Source organism: Comamonas kerstersii (assembly GCF_008801935.1).
GTDB classification, from domain to species: Bacteria; Pseudomonadota; Gammaproteobacteria; order Burkholderiales; family Burkholderiaceae_C; genus Comamonas; species Comamonas kerstersii.
This window is the reverse complement of sequence record NZ_VZOT01000001.1, coordinates 449,770-467,059: the sequence shown is the minus strand read 5'-3', so window position 1 is coordinate 467,059 and position 17,290 is coordinate 449,770. Positions and strand designations below refer to the sequence as shown.

The 17,290-nt window shown below is 61.3% G+C and carries 23 protein-coding genes; all 23 read left to right on the top strand.

Annotated elements, in window-relative coordinates; translation table 11 throughout:
• Positions 1 to 21: 21 nt before the first annotated feature.
• The 23 genes from F7P80_RS02240 (at position 22) to hisI (ending at position 17,284) form a co-directional block, all read left to right on the top strand.
• Positions 22 to 675 (top strand): amino acid ABC transporter permease, encoded by a 654-nt coding sequence (locus F7P80_RS02240; RefSeq protein WP_054067413.1) that lies wholly within the window; start codon positions 22 to 24, stop codon positions 673 to 675.
• Complete coding sequence (locus F7P80_RS02235; RefSeq protein ID WP_275886666.1) at positions 656 to 1,432, top strand: amino acid ABC transporter ATP-binding protein; 777 nt, start codon at positions 656 to 658, stop codon at positions 1,430 to 1,432. Before F7P80_RS02240 ends, F7P80_RS02235 begins: the two co-directional genes overlap by 20 nt.
• 213 nt (positions 1,433 to 1,645) lie before the next feature.
• Positions 1,646 to 2,452: an ABC transporter ATP-binding protein gene (locus tag F7P80_RS02230; RefSeq protein WP_054067415.1), complete on the top strand. Its 807-nt coding sequence runs from the start codon at positions 1,646 to 1,648 to the stop codon at positions 2,450 to 2,452.
• Complete coding sequence (mlaE, locus tag F7P80_RS02225; protein WP_054067336.1) at positions 2,449 to 3,225, top strand: lipid asymmetry maintenance ABC transporter permease subunit MlaE; 777 nt, start codon at positions 2,449 to 2,451, stop codon at positions 3,223 to 3,225. Before F7P80_RS02230 ends, mlaE begins: the two co-directional genes overlap by 4 nt.
• Positions 3,226 to 3,252: 27 nt before the next feature.
• Positions 3,253 to 3,717: an outer membrane lipid asymmetry maintenance protein MlaD gene (gene mlaD, locus F7P80_RS02220; protein WP_054067337.1), complete on the top strand. Its 465-nt coding sequence runs from the start codon at positions 3,253 to 3,255 to the stop codon at positions 3,715 to 3,717.
• A gap of 24 nt (positions 3,718 to 3,741) precedes the next feature.
• Positions 3,742 to 4,491: an MlaA family lipoprotein gene (locus F7P80_RS02215; RefSeq protein WP_151042408.1), complete on the top strand. Its 750-nt coding sequence runs from the start codon at positions 3,742 to 3,744 to the stop codon at positions 4,489 to 4,491.
• 41 nt (positions 4,492 to 4,532) lie between these two features.
• A complete protein-coding gene (locus F7P80_RS02210; RefSeq protein ID WP_151042680.1) occupies positions 4,533 to 5,171 on the top strand; it encodes an MlaC/ttg2D family ABC transporter substrate-binding protein in 639 nt (212 codons plus the stop codon).
• A gap of 8 nt (positions 5,172 to 5,179) precedes the next feature.
• Positions 5,180 to 5,482 (top strand): STAS domain-containing protein, encoded by a 303-nt coding sequence (locus tag F7P80_RS02205; protein ID WP_054067340.1) that lies wholly within the window; start codon positions 5,180 to 5,182, stop codon positions 5,480 to 5,482.
• Between the two features lie 57 nt (positions 5,483 to 5,539).
• On the top strand, positions 5,540 to 6,445 hold the full coding sequence (locus tag F7P80_RS02200; RefSeq protein WP_151042406.1) for an ABC transporter ATP-binding protein: 906 nt from the start codon (positions 5,540 to 5,542) through the stop codon (positions 6,443 to 6,445).
• An 11-nt stretch (positions 6,446 to 6,456) separates the two neighbouring features.
• Positions 6,457 to 7,212 carry an ABC transporter permease gene (locus tag F7P80_RS02195; RefSeq protein ID WP_151042677.1) on the top strand — a complete coding sequence of 252 codons (756 nt, stop codon included), beginning with the start codon at positions 6,457 to 6,459 and terminating at the stop codon, positions 7,210 to 7,212.
• 57 nt (positions 7,213 to 7,269) lie between these two features.
• Positions 7,270 to 7,512, top strand: coding sequence for a BolA family protein (locus F7P80_RS02190; RefSeq protein ID WP_054067342.1), 243 nt, complete (start codon positions 7,270 to 7,272; stop codon positions 7,510 to 7,512).
• A 79-nt stretch (positions 7,513 to 7,591) separates the two neighbouring features.
• The gene (gene murA / locus F7P80_RS02185; RefSeq protein ID WP_151042404.1) at positions 7,592 to 8,860 is read left to right on the top strand and encodes a UDP-N-acetylglucosamine 1-carboxyvinyltransferase; all 1,269 of its coding nucleotides are present in this window, start codon (positions 7,592 to 7,594) and stop codon (positions 8,858 to 8,860) included.
• Positions 8,857 to 9,507 (top strand): ATP phosphoribosyltransferase, encoded by a 651-nt coding sequence (gene hisG, locus F7P80_RS02180; protein WP_054067344.1) that lies wholly within the window; start codon positions 8,857 to 8,859, stop codon positions 9,505 to 9,507. Before murA ends, hisG begins: the two co-directional genes overlap by 4 nt.
• Before the next feature lie 33 nt (positions 9,508 to 9,540).
• Complete coding sequence (hisD, locus tag F7P80_RS02175; RefSeq protein WP_151042402.1) at positions 9,541 to 10,857, top strand: histidinol dehydrogenase; 1,317 nt, start codon at positions 9,541 to 9,543, stop codon at positions 10,855 to 10,857.
• A 134-nt stretch (positions 10,858 to 10,991) separates the two neighbouring features.
• Positions 10,992 to 11,264, top strand: coding sequence for a hypothetical protein (locus F7P80_RS17015; RefSeq protein ID WP_249041350.1), 273 nt, complete (start codon positions 10,992 to 10,994; stop codon positions 11,262 to 11,264).
• Positions 11,261 to 11,704: a PIN domain-containing protein gene (locus F7P80_RS17010; RefSeq protein ID WP_249041349.1), complete on the top strand. Its 444-nt coding sequence runs from the start codon at positions 11,261 to 11,263 to the stop codon at positions 11,702 to 11,704. The genes F7P80_RS17015 and F7P80_RS17010 overlap by 4 nt, the downstream gene beginning before the upstream one ends.
• A 57-nt stretch (positions 11,705 to 11,761) precedes the next feature.
• A complete protein-coding gene (hisC, locus tag F7P80_RS02165; protein WP_151042400.1) occupies positions 11,762 to 12,880 on the top strand; it encodes a histidinol-phosphate transaminase in 1,119 nt (372 codons plus the stop codon).
• Positions 12,877 to 13,512 (top strand): imidazoleglycerol-phosphate dehydratase HisB, encoded by a 636-nt coding sequence (gene hisB / locus F7P80_RS02160; protein WP_054067349.1) that lies wholly within the window; start codon positions 12,877 to 12,879, stop codon positions 13,510 to 13,512. The genes hisC and hisB overlap by 4 nt, the downstream gene beginning before the upstream one ends.
• A gap of 83 nt (positions 13,513 to 13,595) precedes the next feature.
• Positions 13,596 to 14,264, top strand: coding sequence for an imidazole glycerol phosphate synthase subunit HisH (gene hisH, locus F7P80_RS02155; RefSeq protein ID WP_151042398.1), 669 nt, complete (start codon positions 13,596 to 13,598; stop codon positions 14,262 to 14,264).
• Between the two features lie 71 nt (positions 14,265 to 14,335).
• Entirely contained in the window at positions 14,336 to 15,091 is a 756-nt protein-coding gene (hisA, locus tag F7P80_RS02150; protein WP_151042396.1) for a 1-(5-phosphoribosyl)-5-[(5-phosphoribosylamino)methylideneamino]imidazole-4-carboxamide isomerase, read from the top strand.
• Positions 15,088 to 15,939, top strand: a complete 852-nt coding sequence (locus F7P80_RS02145; protein WP_151042394.1) for a D-hexose-6-phosphate mutarotase — start codon at positions 15,088 to 15,090, stop codon at positions 15,937 to 15,939. Before hisA ends, F7P80_RS02145 begins: the two co-directional genes overlap by 4 nt.
• Before the next feature lie 48 nt (positions 15,940 to 15,987).
• Entirely contained in the window at positions 15,988 to 16,788 is an 801-nt protein-coding gene (gene hisF, locus F7P80_RS02140) for an imidazole glycerol phosphate synthase subunit HisF (protein ID WP_151042392.1), read from the top strand.
• A 100-nt stretch (positions 16,789 to 16,888) separates the two neighbouring features.
• On the top strand, positions 16,889 to 17,284 hold the full coding sequence (gene hisI / locus F7P80_RS02135) for a phosphoribosyl-AMP cyclohydrolase (protein ID WP_282959013.1): 396 nt from the start codon (positions 16,889 to 16,891) through the stop codon (positions 17,282 to 17,284).
• Positions 17,285 to 17,290: the final 6 nt, after the last annotated feature.

Genomic DNA, 17,290 nt, shown 5'->3' with positions numbered 1-17,290 from the left:
GTCGCGCTGAAGGCCTTTTTCATGGATTACGCTCTCTCTCTTTTAGGGCCACTGTCGCAAGGCGCGATTGTGACCCTTCAACTCTTCGCCATAACGCTGGTGCTGTCCATTCCGCTGGGACTGGCGCTGGCGCTGGTGCGCCTGTCCCGCTTTGCCGGGCTGCGTGCGCTGGTCGGTGGCTATATCTGGCTGATGCGCGGCACGCCGCTGATGCTGCAGATGCTGTTCATCTACTTTGCGCTGCCCTTTGTGCCAGTCATCGGGATTCGCTTTGACGACTTCCCTGCGGCTATCGTGGCGTTCACGCTGAACTATGCCGCCTACTTTGCGGAAATCTTCCGCGCTGGTATTCAGTCGATTGACCGCGGCCAGTATGAAGGAGCCAAGGTACTGGGTCTGTCCTATGCCCAGACCATGCGCCGTATTGTGATTCCACAGGTGTGGCCCCGCATCCTGCCACCCCTGTCCAACGAAACCATTACCCTGGTCAAGGACACGTCCCTGATCTACGTGCTGGCCCTGAACGACCTGCTGCGCATGGCGCGCGGCATTGTGCAGCGCGACTTTACGACCACGCCTTTCATCGTGGCCGCAGCCTTCTATCTTGTCATGACCCTGGTGCTGACCTGGGGCTTTCAGTATCTCGAGAAACGCTATGCCAAGTACGACGCCTGATGTGATGATCTCCGCCAAGGACATCCACAAGGCCTTTGGCGGCAACGAAGTGCTGCGCGGCGTCTCGCTGGAGCTGCTGCGCGGTGAGGTGGTGGCAGTCATTGGCCCCTCGGGCTCGGGCAAGAGCACTTTTTTGCGTTGCCTGAACCACCTGGAAACCATTGACCGCGGCAGCATCCAGATTGAAGGCGAAGTGCTGGCGCAAAACGATGCCAGCGGCAAGGCGCAGTATGTGCCGGAGGCACAGATTCGCCAGATCGGCCGCAAGATGGGCATGGTGTTCCAGTCCTTCAACCTGTTCCCGCACCTGACGGTGCTGGAAAACCTGATTGAAGCCCCCATGCTGGTCAAGAAGATGAAGCGCGAAGAGATCGTGCCCAAGGCCGAGTCGCTGCTGGCCAAGGTGGGCCTGTCGGCCAAGCGCGATGCCTACCCCAATCGCCTCTCGGGCGGCCAGAAGCAGCGTGTGGCGATTGCGCGCGCGCTGTGCATGGACCCGGACATCATGCTGTTTGACGAGCCCACTTCGGCGCTCGACCCGGAGCTGACCGGCGAAGTGCTGCGCACCATGCGCGAGCTGGCCGACGAGCACATGACCATGCTGGTCGTGACCCACGAAATGGGCTTTGCCCGCGAAGTGGCCAACCGTGTGATCTTCATGGATGGCGGCCACATCGTGGAGCAGGGTCCATCGGCAGCCTTCTTTGCCAACCCGCAGCACGAGCGCACCAAGGCCTTCCTGCACAACATGTTGTAAAAAAGCTGCAGTGCATGTTGTGGGTTATGGCATGAAATTGCGGGAAAGCCTTGCACAATAAGCGCTACAAGCTATGCTTTTTGTTGCGTCTGCATGGCATCGTGCGGTGCCTTACCCTTATGGCTGCGCCAGCTGTCAGGCTTTTGGGCCGCTTGGGCAGATGGCTTGTCTGCACAATAACGGTTTTCCGGTTTTTTGAAAGATCTGCCCCACATGCCTACCCCCGAAGCTCTGGTGGAGTTGCGCAACGTCACCTTCGGGTATGGCGAACGCATCGTCCTGCATGACATTTCCCTGCAGGTGCCACGCGGCAAGGTCACGGCATTGATGGGCGCATCGGGTGGTGGCAAGACCACGGTGCTGCGCCTCATTGGTGGGCAGAACAAGGCGCAGCAGGGCCAGGTGCTGGTCAATGGGCAAGACGTTGGCCATATGGATGCCAAGCAGCTGTATGCCATGCGCCGCCGCATGGGCATGCTGTTCCAGTTCGGCGCGCTGTTTACGGACATGAGCGTGTTCGACAACGTGGCCTTCCCGCTGCGCGAGCACACCAAACTGCCTGAAGACATGATCCGCGACATCGTGCTCATGAAGCTGCATGCCGTGGGTCTGCGCGGGGCGCGTGACCTCATGCCCAGCCAGGTCTCGGGCGGCATGGCCCGCCGTGTGGCGCTGGCTCGCGCGATTGCGCTGGACCCTGAACTCATCATGTACGACGAGCCCTTTGCCGGGCTGGACCCGATTTCGCTGGGCACTGCCGCGCGCCTGATTCGCACGCTCAATGATGCGCTGGGCCTGACCAGTATTCTGGTGTCGCACGACCTGGAAGAAACCTTCCATGTGGCAGACCACGTGGTGATTCTGGGCGCAGGCGGCATCGCCGCACAGGGCTCGCCCGAGGAAGTGCGCGCCAATCCTGATCCGCTGGTGCAGCAGTTCATTCACGCACGACCCAACGGGCCTGTGCCTTTCCATTACCCGGCCCCCAGCCTGGAGCAAGACTTTGGAGGCCAGGCATGAAGGCATTGGCTGCAATTGGTTTCTGGACGCGCTGCCAGCTGGCCGCGCTGGGGCAGGCGACGCGACTGTTCGCCCGCCTGCTGGGCATGCTGCCTGCCACGCTGGCACGCCTGCGCCTGCTGAGTGACCAGATCCACTTTCTGGGCAACTATTCGCTGGCCATCATTGCGGTGTCTGGCCTGTTTGTAGGCTTTGTGCTGGGCCTGCAGGGCTACTACACCTTGCAGCGCTATGGCTCGGCCGAGGCGCTGGGGCTGCTGGTGGCATTGTCCTTGCTGCGAGAACTCGGCCCCGTGGTCACGGCACTGCTGTTTGCCGGCCGCGCGGGGACGGCGCTGACCGCAGAAATTGGCCTGATGAAGGCGGGAGAACAGCTCTCCGCCATGGAAATGATGGCCGTAGACCCGGTCAAGCGCATTCTGGCGCCCCGCTTCTGGGCGGGAGTGATTGCCATGCCGCTGCTGGCGGCGGTCTTCAGTGCCGTGGGCATCATTGGCGGCTGGCTGGTCGGCGTGGTCATGATCGGTGTGGACGGCGGTGCCTTCTGGGGGCAGATGCAGTCCGGGGTCGACTGGTGGTATGACCTGGGCAACGGCGTGATCAAGAGCATCGTCTTCGGTGTGGCCGTGACCTTTGTGGCCCTGTACCAGGGCTATACCGCCAAGCCCACGCCCGAAGGAGTGTCACGCGCCACCACGCGTACGGTGGTGGTGGCTTCGCTGGCCGTGCTGGCGCTGGACTTTTTGCTCACCGCTTCGATGTTCAGCATCTGAGGCGCGAAGGATTCATAAGGACGAGAGATGCAAACCTCCAAAAACGATGTATGGGTGGGGCTGTTCGTGCTGATCGGCGCTGTGGCGCTGGTATTTCTGGCACTGCAGTCGGCCAACTTGCTGAGCCTGAGTTTTCAGGACACCTACAAGATCACGGCGCGCTTTGACAATATCGGCGGCCTCAAGCCCAAGGCGGCGGTCAAGAGCGCCGGTGTGGTGGTCGGGCGCGTAGAAAGCATCACTTTTGATGATCAGACCTTCCAGGCCACCGTACAGATGGCGCTGGAAAAGCGCTACGCCTTCCCCAAGGACAGCTCGCTCAAGATTCTGACCAGTGGCTTGCTCGGTGACCAGTACATCGGCATCGAGGCAGGTGCTGAGGATGGCAATCTGGTTAATGGCGACCGTATCACCGCCACGCAGTCTGCCGTGGTGTTGGAAAATCTGATTGGCCAATTCCTCTATAACAAGGCGGAAGAGGGCGGCAAGTAACCAGGCTTACAAAGGTAGAGTACCATGCGTTTTTCTCATTTTTCTCTGAAGCCTCAGCTGCGCACCGCAGGCGTGGGTGCAGTTCTGGTAGGCAGCCTGGTACTGACTGGCTGTGCCTCTACACAGGCAACGCATCCTCAGGACCCTTTCGAGGGCTACAACCGCGCCATGACCACGTTCAATGACAATGTGGACAAGGCCATTCTAAAGCCCGTGGCAACCGGCTACCAGACCGTGGTGCCAAGCCCTGTGCGCACCGGCGTGACCAATTTCTTTGGCAACCTGGGCGACCTGTGGACCATGGTGAACTTTGCGCTGCAGGGCAATGGTGCCCAGGCGTATGACCACATGGTGCGTTTCACCACCAATACCGTGCTCGGCTTCGGTGGTCTGCTGGACATTGCCAGCCAGATGCAGGTCAAGCGTGACAAGCAGGACTTCGGTCTGACTCTGGGGCACTGGGGCGTGAAGCCTGGCCCTTATCTGGTCTTGCCTCTGCTCGGTCCTTCGACCGTGCGTGATACCGTCGCCTTGCCTGCCGACTGGTGGGGCCACCCCATGGACAGCGTGCACCCTGTGTCCACCCGCAACAGCCTGCTGGGTCTGCGCATCGTGAATACACGTGCGAACTTGCTCAATGCGACCGATACGCTGGACGTAGCCTCGCTGGACCGCTATGCGCTGATGCGTGACTTCTATCTGAAGCAGCGAGATGTGGCGGGCAAGAACGTCAATGATGAAAACGCCGGTCGTGTAGAGAGCTACGAAGACTGAGCCATGCCGGGGTGCAACCCCGGCGCGAGAAAGGAATGTCTATGATGCAACGTCGCACCCTTGCGGCCTGGATGCTGGCCACATCGGCCATGTGGATGGCAGGCCCTGTGGGCGCTCAGGCAGCCGTGGAAACACCGGATGCACTGGTCAAGCGCCTGTCGGCCGATGTGCTGGAAACCATCAAGGCCGATCCCGAGCTGCGCAACGGCAATATCGCCCGCATTTCGCAGCTGGTGGACACCGTGGTCATGCCCCATGTGAACTTCCGCAAGATGACTTCTGCGGCAGTGGGCCCCATGTGGCGCCAGGCGACCCCTGAGCAGCGCGAACGCCTGCAGCAGGAGTTCAAGAACATGCTGATCCGCACCTATGCCGGTGCGCTCAAGCAGGTCAGTGATGAGCGTGTGGAGGTCAAGCCCTTGCGTGCAGCACCCGGCGACACCGATGTGCTGGTACGCACCGAGGTGATTGGCAAGGGCGAGCCCGTGCAGCTGGACTTCCGTGTGGAAAACGGCGACGGCAAGGGCTGGAAGATCTACAACATGAATGTGCTGGGCGTGTGGATGGTGGAAACCTATCGCACGCAGTTCGCCCAGGAGCTGAACAAGGGCGGTATCGACGGCCTGATTCAGGCCCTGGCCAACCGCACGATGGCTGTGGAAGCCAAGAACGCGAAGTAAAGCCTGTCATGAGTCACACGATTGCACTGCCTGCCGTATTGACCGCGGATACCGTGGCTGCCATCCGCACCCAGTTGCTGCAGACCATGCAGGCGCAGCCCTCTGGTGCGGCGCTGGCGCTGGATGCGTCCGGCGTGCAGTCCTTTGACTCGGCAGGGCTGGCGTTGCTGCTGGCCTGCCGCCGTGCAGCCCAAAAGCGGCAGCAAAGCCTGCGCGTACTGGGCTGGACAGACAGCCTGCGTTCGCTGGCCCAGGTCTATGGCGTCATGCCCCTGCTGGACCCTGAAGCTGCCACTGCAGCCGCTGTCTGATCTGCAAAACCGTGCCCATGCTGGCTTACCCCGGGGGCCTTAGAATGTCGGGTTCCCATGCCAGCTGTCTCCATCCAATCCGTCTCCAAGACCTACACCAGCTCCAAAGGTGATTTTCAGGCACTCCAGAACGTGAGCCTGGACATTGCCGAGGGCGAGTTCTTCGGTCTGCTCGGCCCCAATGGCGCGGGCAAGACCACCCTCATCAGCCTGCTTGCCGGTCTGGCCAAGCCCAGTAGCGGCCATATCACGGTCATGGGCAAGCATGTGCAAAAAGACTTTGCCGCCGCGCGCAAGCAGCTGGGGGTGGTGCCGCAGGAACTGGTGTTTGACCCTTTCTTCAATGTGCGCGAAACCCTGCGCCTGCAGTCCGGCTACTTTGGCGTCAAAAACAATGACGCATGGATTGATGAGCTGCTGGAAAGCCTGGGGCTGGCCGACAAGGCACATGCCAATATGCGCCAGCTCTCGGGCGGCATGAAGCGCCGTGTGCTGGTGGCGCAGGCGCTGGTGCACAAGCCGCCCATCATCGTGCTCGATGAACCCACGGCCGGTGTGGATGTGGAGCTGCGCCAGACGCTGTGGCACTTCATCAGCAAGCTCAACAAGCAGGGCCACACGGTCTTGCTGACCACGCACTATCTGGAAGAAGCCGAGGCGCTGTGCAACCGCATTGCCATGCTCAAGCACGGGCATGTGGTGGCGCTGGATGACACCTCCAACCTGCTCAAGACGGCTTCGTCCAATGTGCTGCAGTTCAAGACCGACAGCGTGCTGCCTGAATCGATAGCAGGCCAGGCCCGTGTGACGGGCCGTGTCGTGCAATTGCCCGCACAAGGCCCTGCCGATATCGAACGTTTTCTGGCCGCCCTGCGTGAGGCCAATGTGGTGATGGAAGACATGGAAATCCGCCGTGCCGAGCTCGAAGACGTGTTCTTGCAAGTGATGCAGGGGGCTGCATGATGTTCCCGCAGATGCAAGGCTGGACTTCGCTGTTCTACAAGGAAATTCTGCGGTTCTGGAAGGTGAGCTTCCAGACCGTGGCTGCGCCCGTGATGACGGCCGTGCTCTACCTGCTGATCTTTGGCCATGTGCTTGAAGACCATGTGCAGGTGTTCGATGGCGTCAGCTACACGGCCTTTCTGGTGCCGGGGCTGGTGATGATGAGCGTGCTGCAGAACGCCTTTGCCAACAGCTCATCCAGCCTGGTGCAGAGCAAGATCATGGGCAGCGTGGTGTTCATTTTGCTCACGCCGCTGTCGCACTGGGCCTGGTTTGCGGCCTATGTGGGTTCGTCCATCGTGCGCGGTCTGGTGGTGGGGCTGGGCGTGTACATCGTCACCCTGTTTTTCACGCCACCCGTGGCGGCCGCGCCGGTATGGATCGTGGTGTTTGCCTTCCTGGGCGCAGCACTGTTGGGCACGCTGGGTCTGATTGCTGGTCTGTGGGCCGACAAGTTCGACCAGATGGCGGCCTTTCAGAACTTTTTGATCATGCCCATGACGTTTCTGTCGGGCGTGTTCTATTCTATCCAGTCCTTGCCGCCTTTCTGGCAGCAGGTCAGCCACCTGAATCCGTTTTTCTACATGATTGATGGCTTCAGATACGGCTTTTTTGGCCAGAGCGATGTCTCCCCCTGGGTGAGCCTGGCTATCGTCGGCGTGGCATGGCTGCTCGTCAGTGGCGTGGCCATTCATCTGCTGCGCATTGGCTACAAAATCCGCCATTAAAGAAACATCCTCGATGGAGAAGATGTGCTGCGCCTGTGTCGCAGCACCAAGAACATAATGACTGCTGATCAACTCGAATCCATTATTCGCGCAGGTTTGCACTGCGAGCATCTGGCTGTGGAAGGGGATGGCCGCCATTGGTTTGCCACGATTGTCTCGCCAGAGTTCGAAGGCAAGCGCCTGCTGGCGCGTCAGCGTCTGGTCTATGCCACCCTGGGCGAGCGTATCAAGACCGATGAGGTGCATGCCTTGTCCATGAAGACTTTCACGCCTGCCGAGTGGGCGGACAAAGCGGTCTAAAAAATCATAGCTATCAGCGCTTGATCCATAAGGGTTTGAGCCTGATTTCATTCATATTTCGATTCAAGGCTCCAACGCCATGGACAAACTTCTGATTCGCGGCGGCCGCAGCCTGCACGGTGAGGTGCTGATTTCCGGTGCAAAGAATGCGGCCCTGCCTGAGCTGTGCGCTGCACTGCTGTCGGCCGAGCCCGTGACCCTGCACAACGTGCCTCGTCTGCAGGACGTGGCTACCATGCTCAAGCTCATTCGTAACATGGGTGTGAGCGCCGAGCGTGATGACAATGGCACCGTCAAACTCGATGCCGGTGCGCTGAACAATCCCGAAGCCCCTTACGAGCTGGTCAAGACCATGCGCGCTTCGGTGCTGGCGCTCGGTCCCCTGCTGGCGCGCTTTGGCCGCGCCAAGGTGTCGCTGCCCGGCGGCTGCGCGATCGGTTCGCGCCCGGTGGACCAGCACATCAAGGGTCTGCAGGCCATGGGAGCCATCATCACGGTCGAGAACGGCTACATGAACGCCAGCCTGCCCGAAGGCTGGACGCGCCTGAAGGGTGCGCGTATCACCACCGACATGGTGACGGTGACGGGTACGGAAAACTTTCTGATGGCAGCGGCCCTGGCCGAAGGCGAAACTGTGCTGGAAAACGCCGCCATGGAGCCCGAGATCACTGATCTGGCCGAAATGCTGATCAAGATGGGCGCCAGGATTGAAGGCCACGGCACCAGCCGCATCGTGATTCAGGGCGTCGAAGCGCTGCACGGCTGCGAGCATGCCGTGGTGGCTGACCGCATTGAAGCCGGTACCTTCCTGTGCGCCGTGGCGGCGACCGGTGGCGAGGCCTTCCTGCGCCATGGCCGTGCCGACCATCTCGGTGCCGTGATCGACAAGCTGGTCGATGCTGGTGCGCAGGTGACGGCCGAAGACGGCGGCATCCGCATTCGCAGCGAAGGCAAGCTCAAGGCCCAGAGCTTCCGTACCACCGAATACCCCGGTTTCCCCACCGACATGCAGGCGCAGTTCATGGCGCTGAACTTGGTGGCGGAAGGCACCAGCGTGGTCACCGAGACCATCTTTGAAAACCGCTTCATGCACGTCAATGAGATGCTGCGACTGGGGGCGCAGATCAGCACCGATGGCCGCGTGGCCACGGTGGAAGGTGGCAAGCCTTTGTCCGGTGCGACGGTGATGGCGACCGACTTGCGTGCGTCTGCGAGTTTGGTGATTGCAGGCCTCGTGGCCAAGGGAGAGACCATGGTGGACCGCATTTACCACCTGGATCGCGGCTACGATCGCATGGAAGCCAAGCTGCGTGGCTTGGGCGCAGATATTGAAAGAGTCTCGCAATGAGCATCACCATTGCCCTGTCCAAGGGCCGTATCTTTGAAGAAACCGTGCCGCTGCTGGCCGCTGCAGGCATTGAAGTCACCGAAGACGTTGAAAAATCCCGCAAGCTGATTTTTGACACCAACCAGCCTGACGTGCGCGTGGTGCTGGTGCGCGCCTCCGACGTGCCGGTGTACGTGCAGTACGGCGGTGCCGACCTGGGCGTGTCGGGTCTCGATTCGCTGATCGAGCACGGTGGCCAGGGCCTGTACCAGCCGCTGGACCTGCAGATTGCCAAGTGCCGCGTCAGCGTGGCCGTGCGCAATGGCTTTGACTATGCGCATGCCGTCAAGCAGGGTGCACGCCTGAAGGTCGCCACCAAGTACCCCACGATTGCGCGCGAGTTCTTCGCCAAGAAGGGCGTGCACGTGGACATGATCAAGCTGTATGGCTCCATGGAGCTGGCACCGCTGACCGGCATGGCCGATGCCATCGTGGACCTGGTGTCCACCGGCAATACGCTCAAGGCCAACGATCTGGTCGAGGTGGAGCCCATCATGGACATCAGCTCGCGTCTGGTGGTCAACCAGGCCTCGCTCAAGCTCAAGCAAAAGCAGCTGCGCCACATCATTGATGTGTTTACGCAAGCCGTGCAAGCCAAGAACAAATAAGTTTTTTCTCCCACTGTTGAAGCAGTAAGTACTATGGAAATCGCAGCTAAACCCCTCCGTCTGTCCACCGCGGATGCCAATTTCGAACATGATTTTGCGCAACGCCTGCATTGGTCGGCCGATACGGACGCTGCGATCGAGCAGCGCGTGGCTGACATCCTGGCCGACGTGCAGCAGCGCGGCGATGCTGCCGTGCTGGAGTACACCGCGCGCTTTGACGGCCTGCAGGTGGACAGCGTCCAGGCGCTGGAGCTGAGCAAGGAAGAGCTGAAAGCCGCCTTCGACAGCCTGGGCGAAGCACAGAAGACCGCACTGGAAGCCGCTGCCAAGCGCGTGCGCAGCTATCACGAAGCCCAGAAAAAGGCCAATGGCGAGAGCTGGAGTTACCGTGACGAAGACGGCACCCTGCTGGGCCAGAAGGTGACGCCGCTGGACCGCGTGGGCATCTATGTGCCCGGTGGCAAGGCGGCCTACCCCTCGAGTGTGCTGATGAATGCCATCCCTGCGCAGGTGGCGGGTGTGCCTGAAATCATCATGGTCGTGCCTACTCCGCGCGGCGAGAAAAACCAGCTGGTGCTGGCTGCCGCCTATGTGGCTGGCGTGCACCGCGCCTTCACCATTGGTGGTGCGCAGGCGGTGGCGGCGCTGGCTTACGGTACGGCCACTGTGCCCAAGGTCGACAAGATCACCGGCCCCGGCAACGCCTACGTAGCCAGCGCCAAGAAGCGCGTGTTTGGTCTGGTGGGCATCGACATGATTGCAGGCCCTTCGGAAATTCTGGTGCTGGCCGATGGCACGACACCGCCTGAGTGGGTGGCCATGGACTTGTTCAGCCAGGCTGAGCACGACGAGCTGGCGCAATCCATTCTGCTCAGCCCTGATGCCGCCTATCTGGATGCCGTGCAGCGCGAGATTGACCGCCTGCTGCCCGAAATGCCCCGCAAGGACATCATCGCCAAGAGCCTGAACGGCCGCGGCGCCTTGATTCTGACGCGCAGCATGGAAGAGGCTTGCGCTATCTCCAACCGCATCGCGCCCGAGCACCTGGAAGTCTCCAGCAATGATCCGCACAAGTGGGAGCCGCTGCTCAAGCACGCCGGTGCCATCTTTTTGGGTGCCTACACCAGCGAATCGCTGGGTGACTACTGTGCAGGCCCCAACCACGTGTTGCCCACCAGTGGCACAGCGCGTTTTTCCTCGCCGCTGGGGGTGTATGACTTCCAGAAGCGCAGCTCCATCATTGAAGTGAGCGAAGCCGGTGCCCAGGTGCTGGGCAAGATTGCCGCAGAACTCGCCTATGGCGAAGGTCTGCAGGGTCACGCCCGCGCTGCGGAAATGCGTCTGAAGTAAACGCGTTTCAATGCATATCAAGCCGCTGTACTCGCAAGAGTCAGCGGCTTTTTTGTGCGTGTGGCTATGCAGGCCATCGCACACGAAGATGACACGAATTTAGTGTCACACGAAATTCGTGTAGACTGGCTGGCATGAAAAACGTCACCATTACCGTGGAAGACAGCGTGCTGGAATGGGCACGTATCGAGGCAGCACGGCGCGGCACCAGCGTCTCGCGCATGCTGGGTGACTTCATGGCCGAGATGCAGCGCCGCGAGGACGCCTACGAGCGTGCCTACCTGGCCTGGCGCACCGATGAGCGCACTTGGCAAGCCGCTCACCAGGCAGCAAAAACCGTAGCGCGCAGCGCAGCTGGCAAGCGCTCTAAAGGCCAGAAAACCTCTGAACAGGAAGCGGCCGCATGAACCCCGTGTTTGTAGATACCTCGGTCCTGATTGCTGCCGAAGATACGGGCAATGGCGCGCTGTATGCGGCGGTGCTGGCCTGGCTGGATCTGCTGTGGCGCACGCGCACAGGACGCACGGCCAACCAGTCGCTGGTGGAGTTCTACGACCAGGTCACTAGCGATGCCCAGCCCATGTCGCAGGGCGATGCGCGAGCCGCCATCCGCCGCTACCAGACCTGGAACCCCTGGAAAACCGATGCCGCCACGCTGGAAACCGCGTGGGCTGTGCAGGCGCGCCATGCCCTGCCATTTGCGGATTGCCTGGCTGTAGCCTGCGCCCAGCACAGCGGCTGTGAACATATGCTGACCCTGCATCTGCCGCATGGCGCCCAGTATGGCGGAGTGACCATGGTGCACCCGCTGCAGATGGCGCCGCACACCGAATCCCAAGGTGCCTGAGCCCACAACGAGTGCCCCCGCATCTGCCCGAATGAAGCTTTTGAAAGTGTAAATTCCATGTCAGTCTCTCCCACCCAAGCCAAAGCACTGGAGCGCATTCGCGCCGATGTGCGCGCCATGTCCGCCTATCACGTACAAGCCTCGCAAGGCCTGCTGAAGATGGACACCATGGAGAACCCCTTCCGCCTGCCGCTGGCGCTGCAAAAGGCACTGGGCGAGCGTCTGGGGGCGCTGGAAATCAACCGCTATCCCGGCGAGCGCCTGGAAGTGCTCAAGCAGATGCTCAGCGACTACGCCGGTGCGCCTGAAGGCAGCGCCGTGCTGCTGGGCAATGGCTCGGACGAAATCATCACGCTGCTGGCCCTGGCCACCGCGCAGCCCACAGCAAACGGCCGCGCGAAGATGATCGCGCCCATGCCGGGCTTTGTGATGTATCCGCTGTCGGCACAGCTGCAGGGCCTGGACTTTGTGGCGGTGCAGCTGACCGAGGACTTTGACCTGGACGTGCCCGCCATGCGGGCCGCGATTGCCGAGCACCAGCCTGCGGTGACCTATATCGCCTACCCCAACAACCCCACCGCCACGCTGTGGGATGAAGACAAGGTGCAGGCCGTGATTGACGCCGTGGGCGAAGTCGGTGGCCTGGTGGTCATGGACGAGGCTTACCAGCCCTTTGCCAGCCGCAGCTGGATCACGCAGATGAAGGCTCACCCCGAGCGCAATGGCCACGTGCTGCTGATGCGGACGCTCTCCAAGTTCGGCTTGGCCGGTGCGCGCTTGGGTTACCTGATTGGGCCTGAAGCCATCGTCAACGAACTCGACAAGGTGCGCCCCCCTTACAACATCAGCGTGCTCAACTGCGAGACCGCCATCTTTGCGCTGGAGCATGCCGAGCTGTACGCCGACCAGGCCGCCGCGATCCGTGCGGAACGCCAGCCCCTGATCGATGCCCTGCAGGCACTCGATGGCGTAGAAAAGGTCTGGCCCTCCGAAGCCAATATGGTGCTGGTGCGCGTGCGTGATGCCGCCAAGGCACAGGCCGAGATGAAGGCGCGCGGCGTGCTGGTGAAAAACGTTTCGGCCATGCACCCGTTGCTGGCCAATTGCCTGCGCCTGACCGTAGGCACAGCCGAAGAAAATGCCCAGATGTTGGCAGCTATGAAGGAGTCTTTATGAGCAATGCATTGATCCCCTCCACCGCCGCCGCAGCAGACACCACTGCACGTGTGGCGGAAGTCCAGCGCAACACCGCTGAAACGCGGGTGCAGGTGCGCGTCAATCTGGACGGCACCGGCAAGGCACGTCTGAATTCCGGCATTGGCTTTCTGGACCACATGCTGGACCAGATCGCCCGTCACGGCCTGATTGACCTGGAAGTGGAATGCGCAGGCGATCTGCACATCGACGGCCACCATACGGTGGAAGACATCGGCATCACCCTCGGCCAGGCCTTTGCCAAGGCCGTGGGCGACAAAAAGGGCATCCGCCGCTACGGCCATGCCTATGTGCCGCTGGATGAAGCGCTTTCCCGCGTGGTCATTGACTTCTCTGGCCGCCCCGGTCTGCACATGGACTGCAAGTTCACTGCTGGCAGCATTGGTCAGCTGGACACCCAGCTGGTGTTCGAGTTCTTCCAGGGCTTTGTGAACCACGCAGGCGTGACCCTGCATATCGACAACCTCAAGGGCTTTAATGCCCACCACCAGTGCGAGACCATCTTCAAGGCCTTTGCCCGTGCCCTGCGCTTTGCGCTGGAGCGTGATGAGCGCATGGCGGGTGTCGTGCCCTCCACCAAGGGCAGTCTGTAAAAAGTGAAGCAGCTGGCGCTTGCAGGCACACGCTTTGCATGCGTCAGGGCTTTGAAACCCAGTAAATACAAGCGCAAGGTGCTATGAGTTCTGTGAACAATACCGTGGCCGTGGTGGACTATGAGATGGGCAATCTGCGCTCCGTCTCCCAGGCGGTGATGACGGCAGCCCAGGGCACGGATGTGCGTGTCATCGTCACGCAAGACCCGGCGGAAGTGCGTGCTGCCAGTCGCATCGTGCTGCCCGGCCAGGGCGCCATGCGCGACTGCATGGCCGCGCTGCAGGCCTCGGGCCTCAAAGAAGCCGTGCTTGAAGCCGCTGCCACCAAACCGCTCTTTGGCGTGTGCGTGGGCATGCAGATGCTGCTGGACCACAGCGAAGAGGGCGATACACCGTCGCTGGGCCTGATTCCCGGTCGCGTCAAGCGCTTTGAGCTGGCAGGCCGCACCCAGCCCGATGGCAGCCGCTACAAGGTGCCGCAGATGGGCTGGAACCAGGTCTTCCCTACATCGCCCAATGGCGTGCGCCACCCCATGTGGGAAGGTATTCCGGACGGCGCGTACTTTTACTTTGTGCACAGCTTCTATGCCCAGCCTGCAGACCCCGTGTATTGCGCGGCGGAAACGGACTATGGCGGAAGGTTTGCATCTGCGGTAGCACGCGATAAGATTTTTGCTACGCAGTTCCACCCCGAGAAAAGTGCGGATCATGGGCTTGCGCTCTACCGCAATTTCTTACACTGGAATCCTTAAGGTTTCGCTTTTTCTTCAACCGTGGCCGCACCACCCTTCGGCCCATTCTCAGGCAAAGTCCCTCGCACATCATGCTGCTGATTCCCGCCATCGACCTCAAAGACGGCCAATGCGTCCGCCTCAAACAAGGTGACATGGACCAATCCACCAAATTCGGCGATCCTGCCGAGATGGCACGCCGCTGGCTGGATGCCGGTGCTCGCCGCCTGCACCTGGTGGACCTGAACGGTGCTTTTGCGGGCCAGCCCAAGAATCTGGCGGCCATCAAAGCCATCCTGAAGGAAGTGAATGGGGAAATCCCCGTCCAGCTCGGCGGTGGTATCCGTGATCTGGACACGATTGAGCGCTACATCGACATTGGCATGGAGTACATCATCATCGGCACAGCGGCCGTGAAGAACCCCGGCTTCCTGCAAGATGCCTGTACTGCCTTTGCTGGCCACATCATCGTGGGCCTGGACGCCAAGGACGGCAAAGTCGCCATTGACGGCTGGAGCAAGCTGACCGGCCAGGACGTGATTCCCACCGCCAAGCGCTTTGAAGACTGGGGTGTGGACTCCATCATCTACACCGACATTGGCCGCGATGGCATGCTCTCGGGCATCAACATCGACGCCACCGTCAAGCTCGCGCAGTCCGTGCGCATTCCCGTGATTGCCTCCGGCGGTCTGGCCAGCATCAAGGACATCGAAGCCCTGTGCGCCGTGCAGGACGAAGGCATTGAAGGCGTGATCTGCGGTCGCGCCATCTACACCGGTGATCTGGACTTTGCCGAAGGCCAGAAGCTGGCCGACAAGCTCTCCGGCTACGAAGACGAAGAGGCATGACCCAGCCCCAAGCCGCGCGTGAAGTCTGGCGCGGCCTTGCCTGCACGCGCATCACCTTGCCCAATGGCGACAGCGTGCGGGTGTCGGACTTTGGTGCCCAGGTGCTGTCATGGCGCAGCCGTGGACATGAGCGCATGTTCTGCTCCGAGCGTGCCGTGGTGGATGGCAGCGCTGCCATCCGCGGCGGCGTGCCCGTGTGCTTTCCCCAGTTCAATGCGCGTGGCCCTCTGCCCAAGCATGGTCTGGCGCGCCGCACCACCTGGCAGTATCAGAGTGCCGAGGTGCAGGGCGAAGCCATCACCGCCCGCTGGCAGTGGGATGCAGCCGCGCCCCTGCACACAGATTTTCCGCATGCCTTGCGCGCCGAGTTGGCCGTGACCTTATCTGCGGATCAGCTGCAGATCACGCTGTCGGCCACCAACACGGGCGATACCGCCTTTGCCTTTACCGGCGCGCTGCACACCTATCTGGCGGTACAGGGCGCGGATATGGCAGCACTGCATGGCCTGGAAGGTGCAGCCTTCTGGGATGCTGCAAAAGGCTTTGCACCTGCGGTCCAGCAAGGTGCTGTGGCGCTGGGCGAAGAGGTGGACCGCGTCTATGCCCGCGCTGCGCAGCCGCTGGAGCTGCGTGATGCCGCAGGTACGCTGCGCATCAGCCAGGATGCCGCATGGCCAGAGACCGTGGTCTGGAATCCCGGCCCTGCCTTGTGCGCCAGTCTCAGTGATATGCAGCCTACGGACTGGATGCGCATGCTGTGCGTAGAGGCCGCGGCCATCAACCAGCCCATTGCCCTGTATCCCGGCCAGCACTGGCAGGCTGCACAAATCCTGCAGGTCGTGGGCTGAATGCCTGCGTTCTGCACCTGATGTTCAACCGATAGAAAACGCTTTTTCATGCTCGCCAAACGCATCATTCCCTGTCTGGACGTTACCGGTGGTCGCGTCGTCAAAGGCGTCAATTTTCTGGAGCTGCGCGATGCAGGCGACCCGGTCGAAATCGCTGCACGCTACAACGCACAGGGTGCGGACGAGCTGACCTTTCTGGACATTACCGCCACCAGCGATGGGCGTGACTTGATCCTGCCCATCATCGAAGCCGTGGCTTCCCAGGTCTTTATTCCGCTGACCGTGGGCGGCGGCGTGCGCACCGTCGAAGATGTGCGCCGCCTGCTCAATGCGGGTGCGGACAAGACCAGCTTTAACTCGGCGGCCATTGCCAACCCATCGACCATCAATGCCTGCAGCGACAAATACGGCTCGCAATGCATTGTGGTGGCTATCGACGCCAAGCGCCGCACGCCGGAGGACGAGCAGCGCATCGGGCCCGGCGGCACGCCCATGGGCCCGGGCTGGGATGTGTACAGCCACGGAGGCCGCAAGAACGTAGGGCTGGATGTGATCCGCTGGGCCGAAGAAATGGCGCAGCGCGGCGCCGGTGAAATTCTGCTGACCAGCATGGACAAGGACGGCACCAAGAGCGGCTTTGACCTGCAGCTCACGCGTGCCGTGAGCGATGCCGTGGGCGTGCCTGTGATCGCCTCCGGCGGCGTGGGCAATCTGGACCATCTGGCCGATGGTGTGCAGCAGGGCGGTGCGGACGCGGTGCTGGCTGCCAGCATCTTCCACTACGGCGAATACACCATTGCGCAGGCCAAGGAGCGCATGCGCGAGCGCGGCATTCCCGTGCGACTTTGAAAGTATTGAGAGCGGCTTGCGCAGGCTCCAAGCGGCTTTCCGAATGTTTTCTATTTGAAAGTGGCTGTTTGCCTGCGCTGGCAGCTATCAAAAAAGCAGGATGCCTATGAGCTGGCTCGATCAAGTCAAATGGGATGCGCAGGGCCTGGTGCCCGTGATCGCGCAGGAACAAAGCACGGGCGATGTGGTGATGTTCGCCTGGATGAACCGCGAAGCGCTGGAAAAAACTGCAGCCATCGGCCGCGCCGTGTATTTCAGCCGCTCGCGCAACAAGCTGTGGTTCAAGGGCGAAGAGTCCGGCCACGTGCAGACTGTGCATGAAATCCGCATCGACTGCGACAACGATGTGGTGCTGCTCAAAATCACCCAGCAGGGGCACGAGCCCGGCATTGCCTGCCACACCGGCCGCCACTCGTGCTTCTACAGCGTGCTCAAGGACGGACAGTGGGTCGCCATCGACCCTGTCTTGAAAGATCCCGCATCCATCTACAAATAAACACCA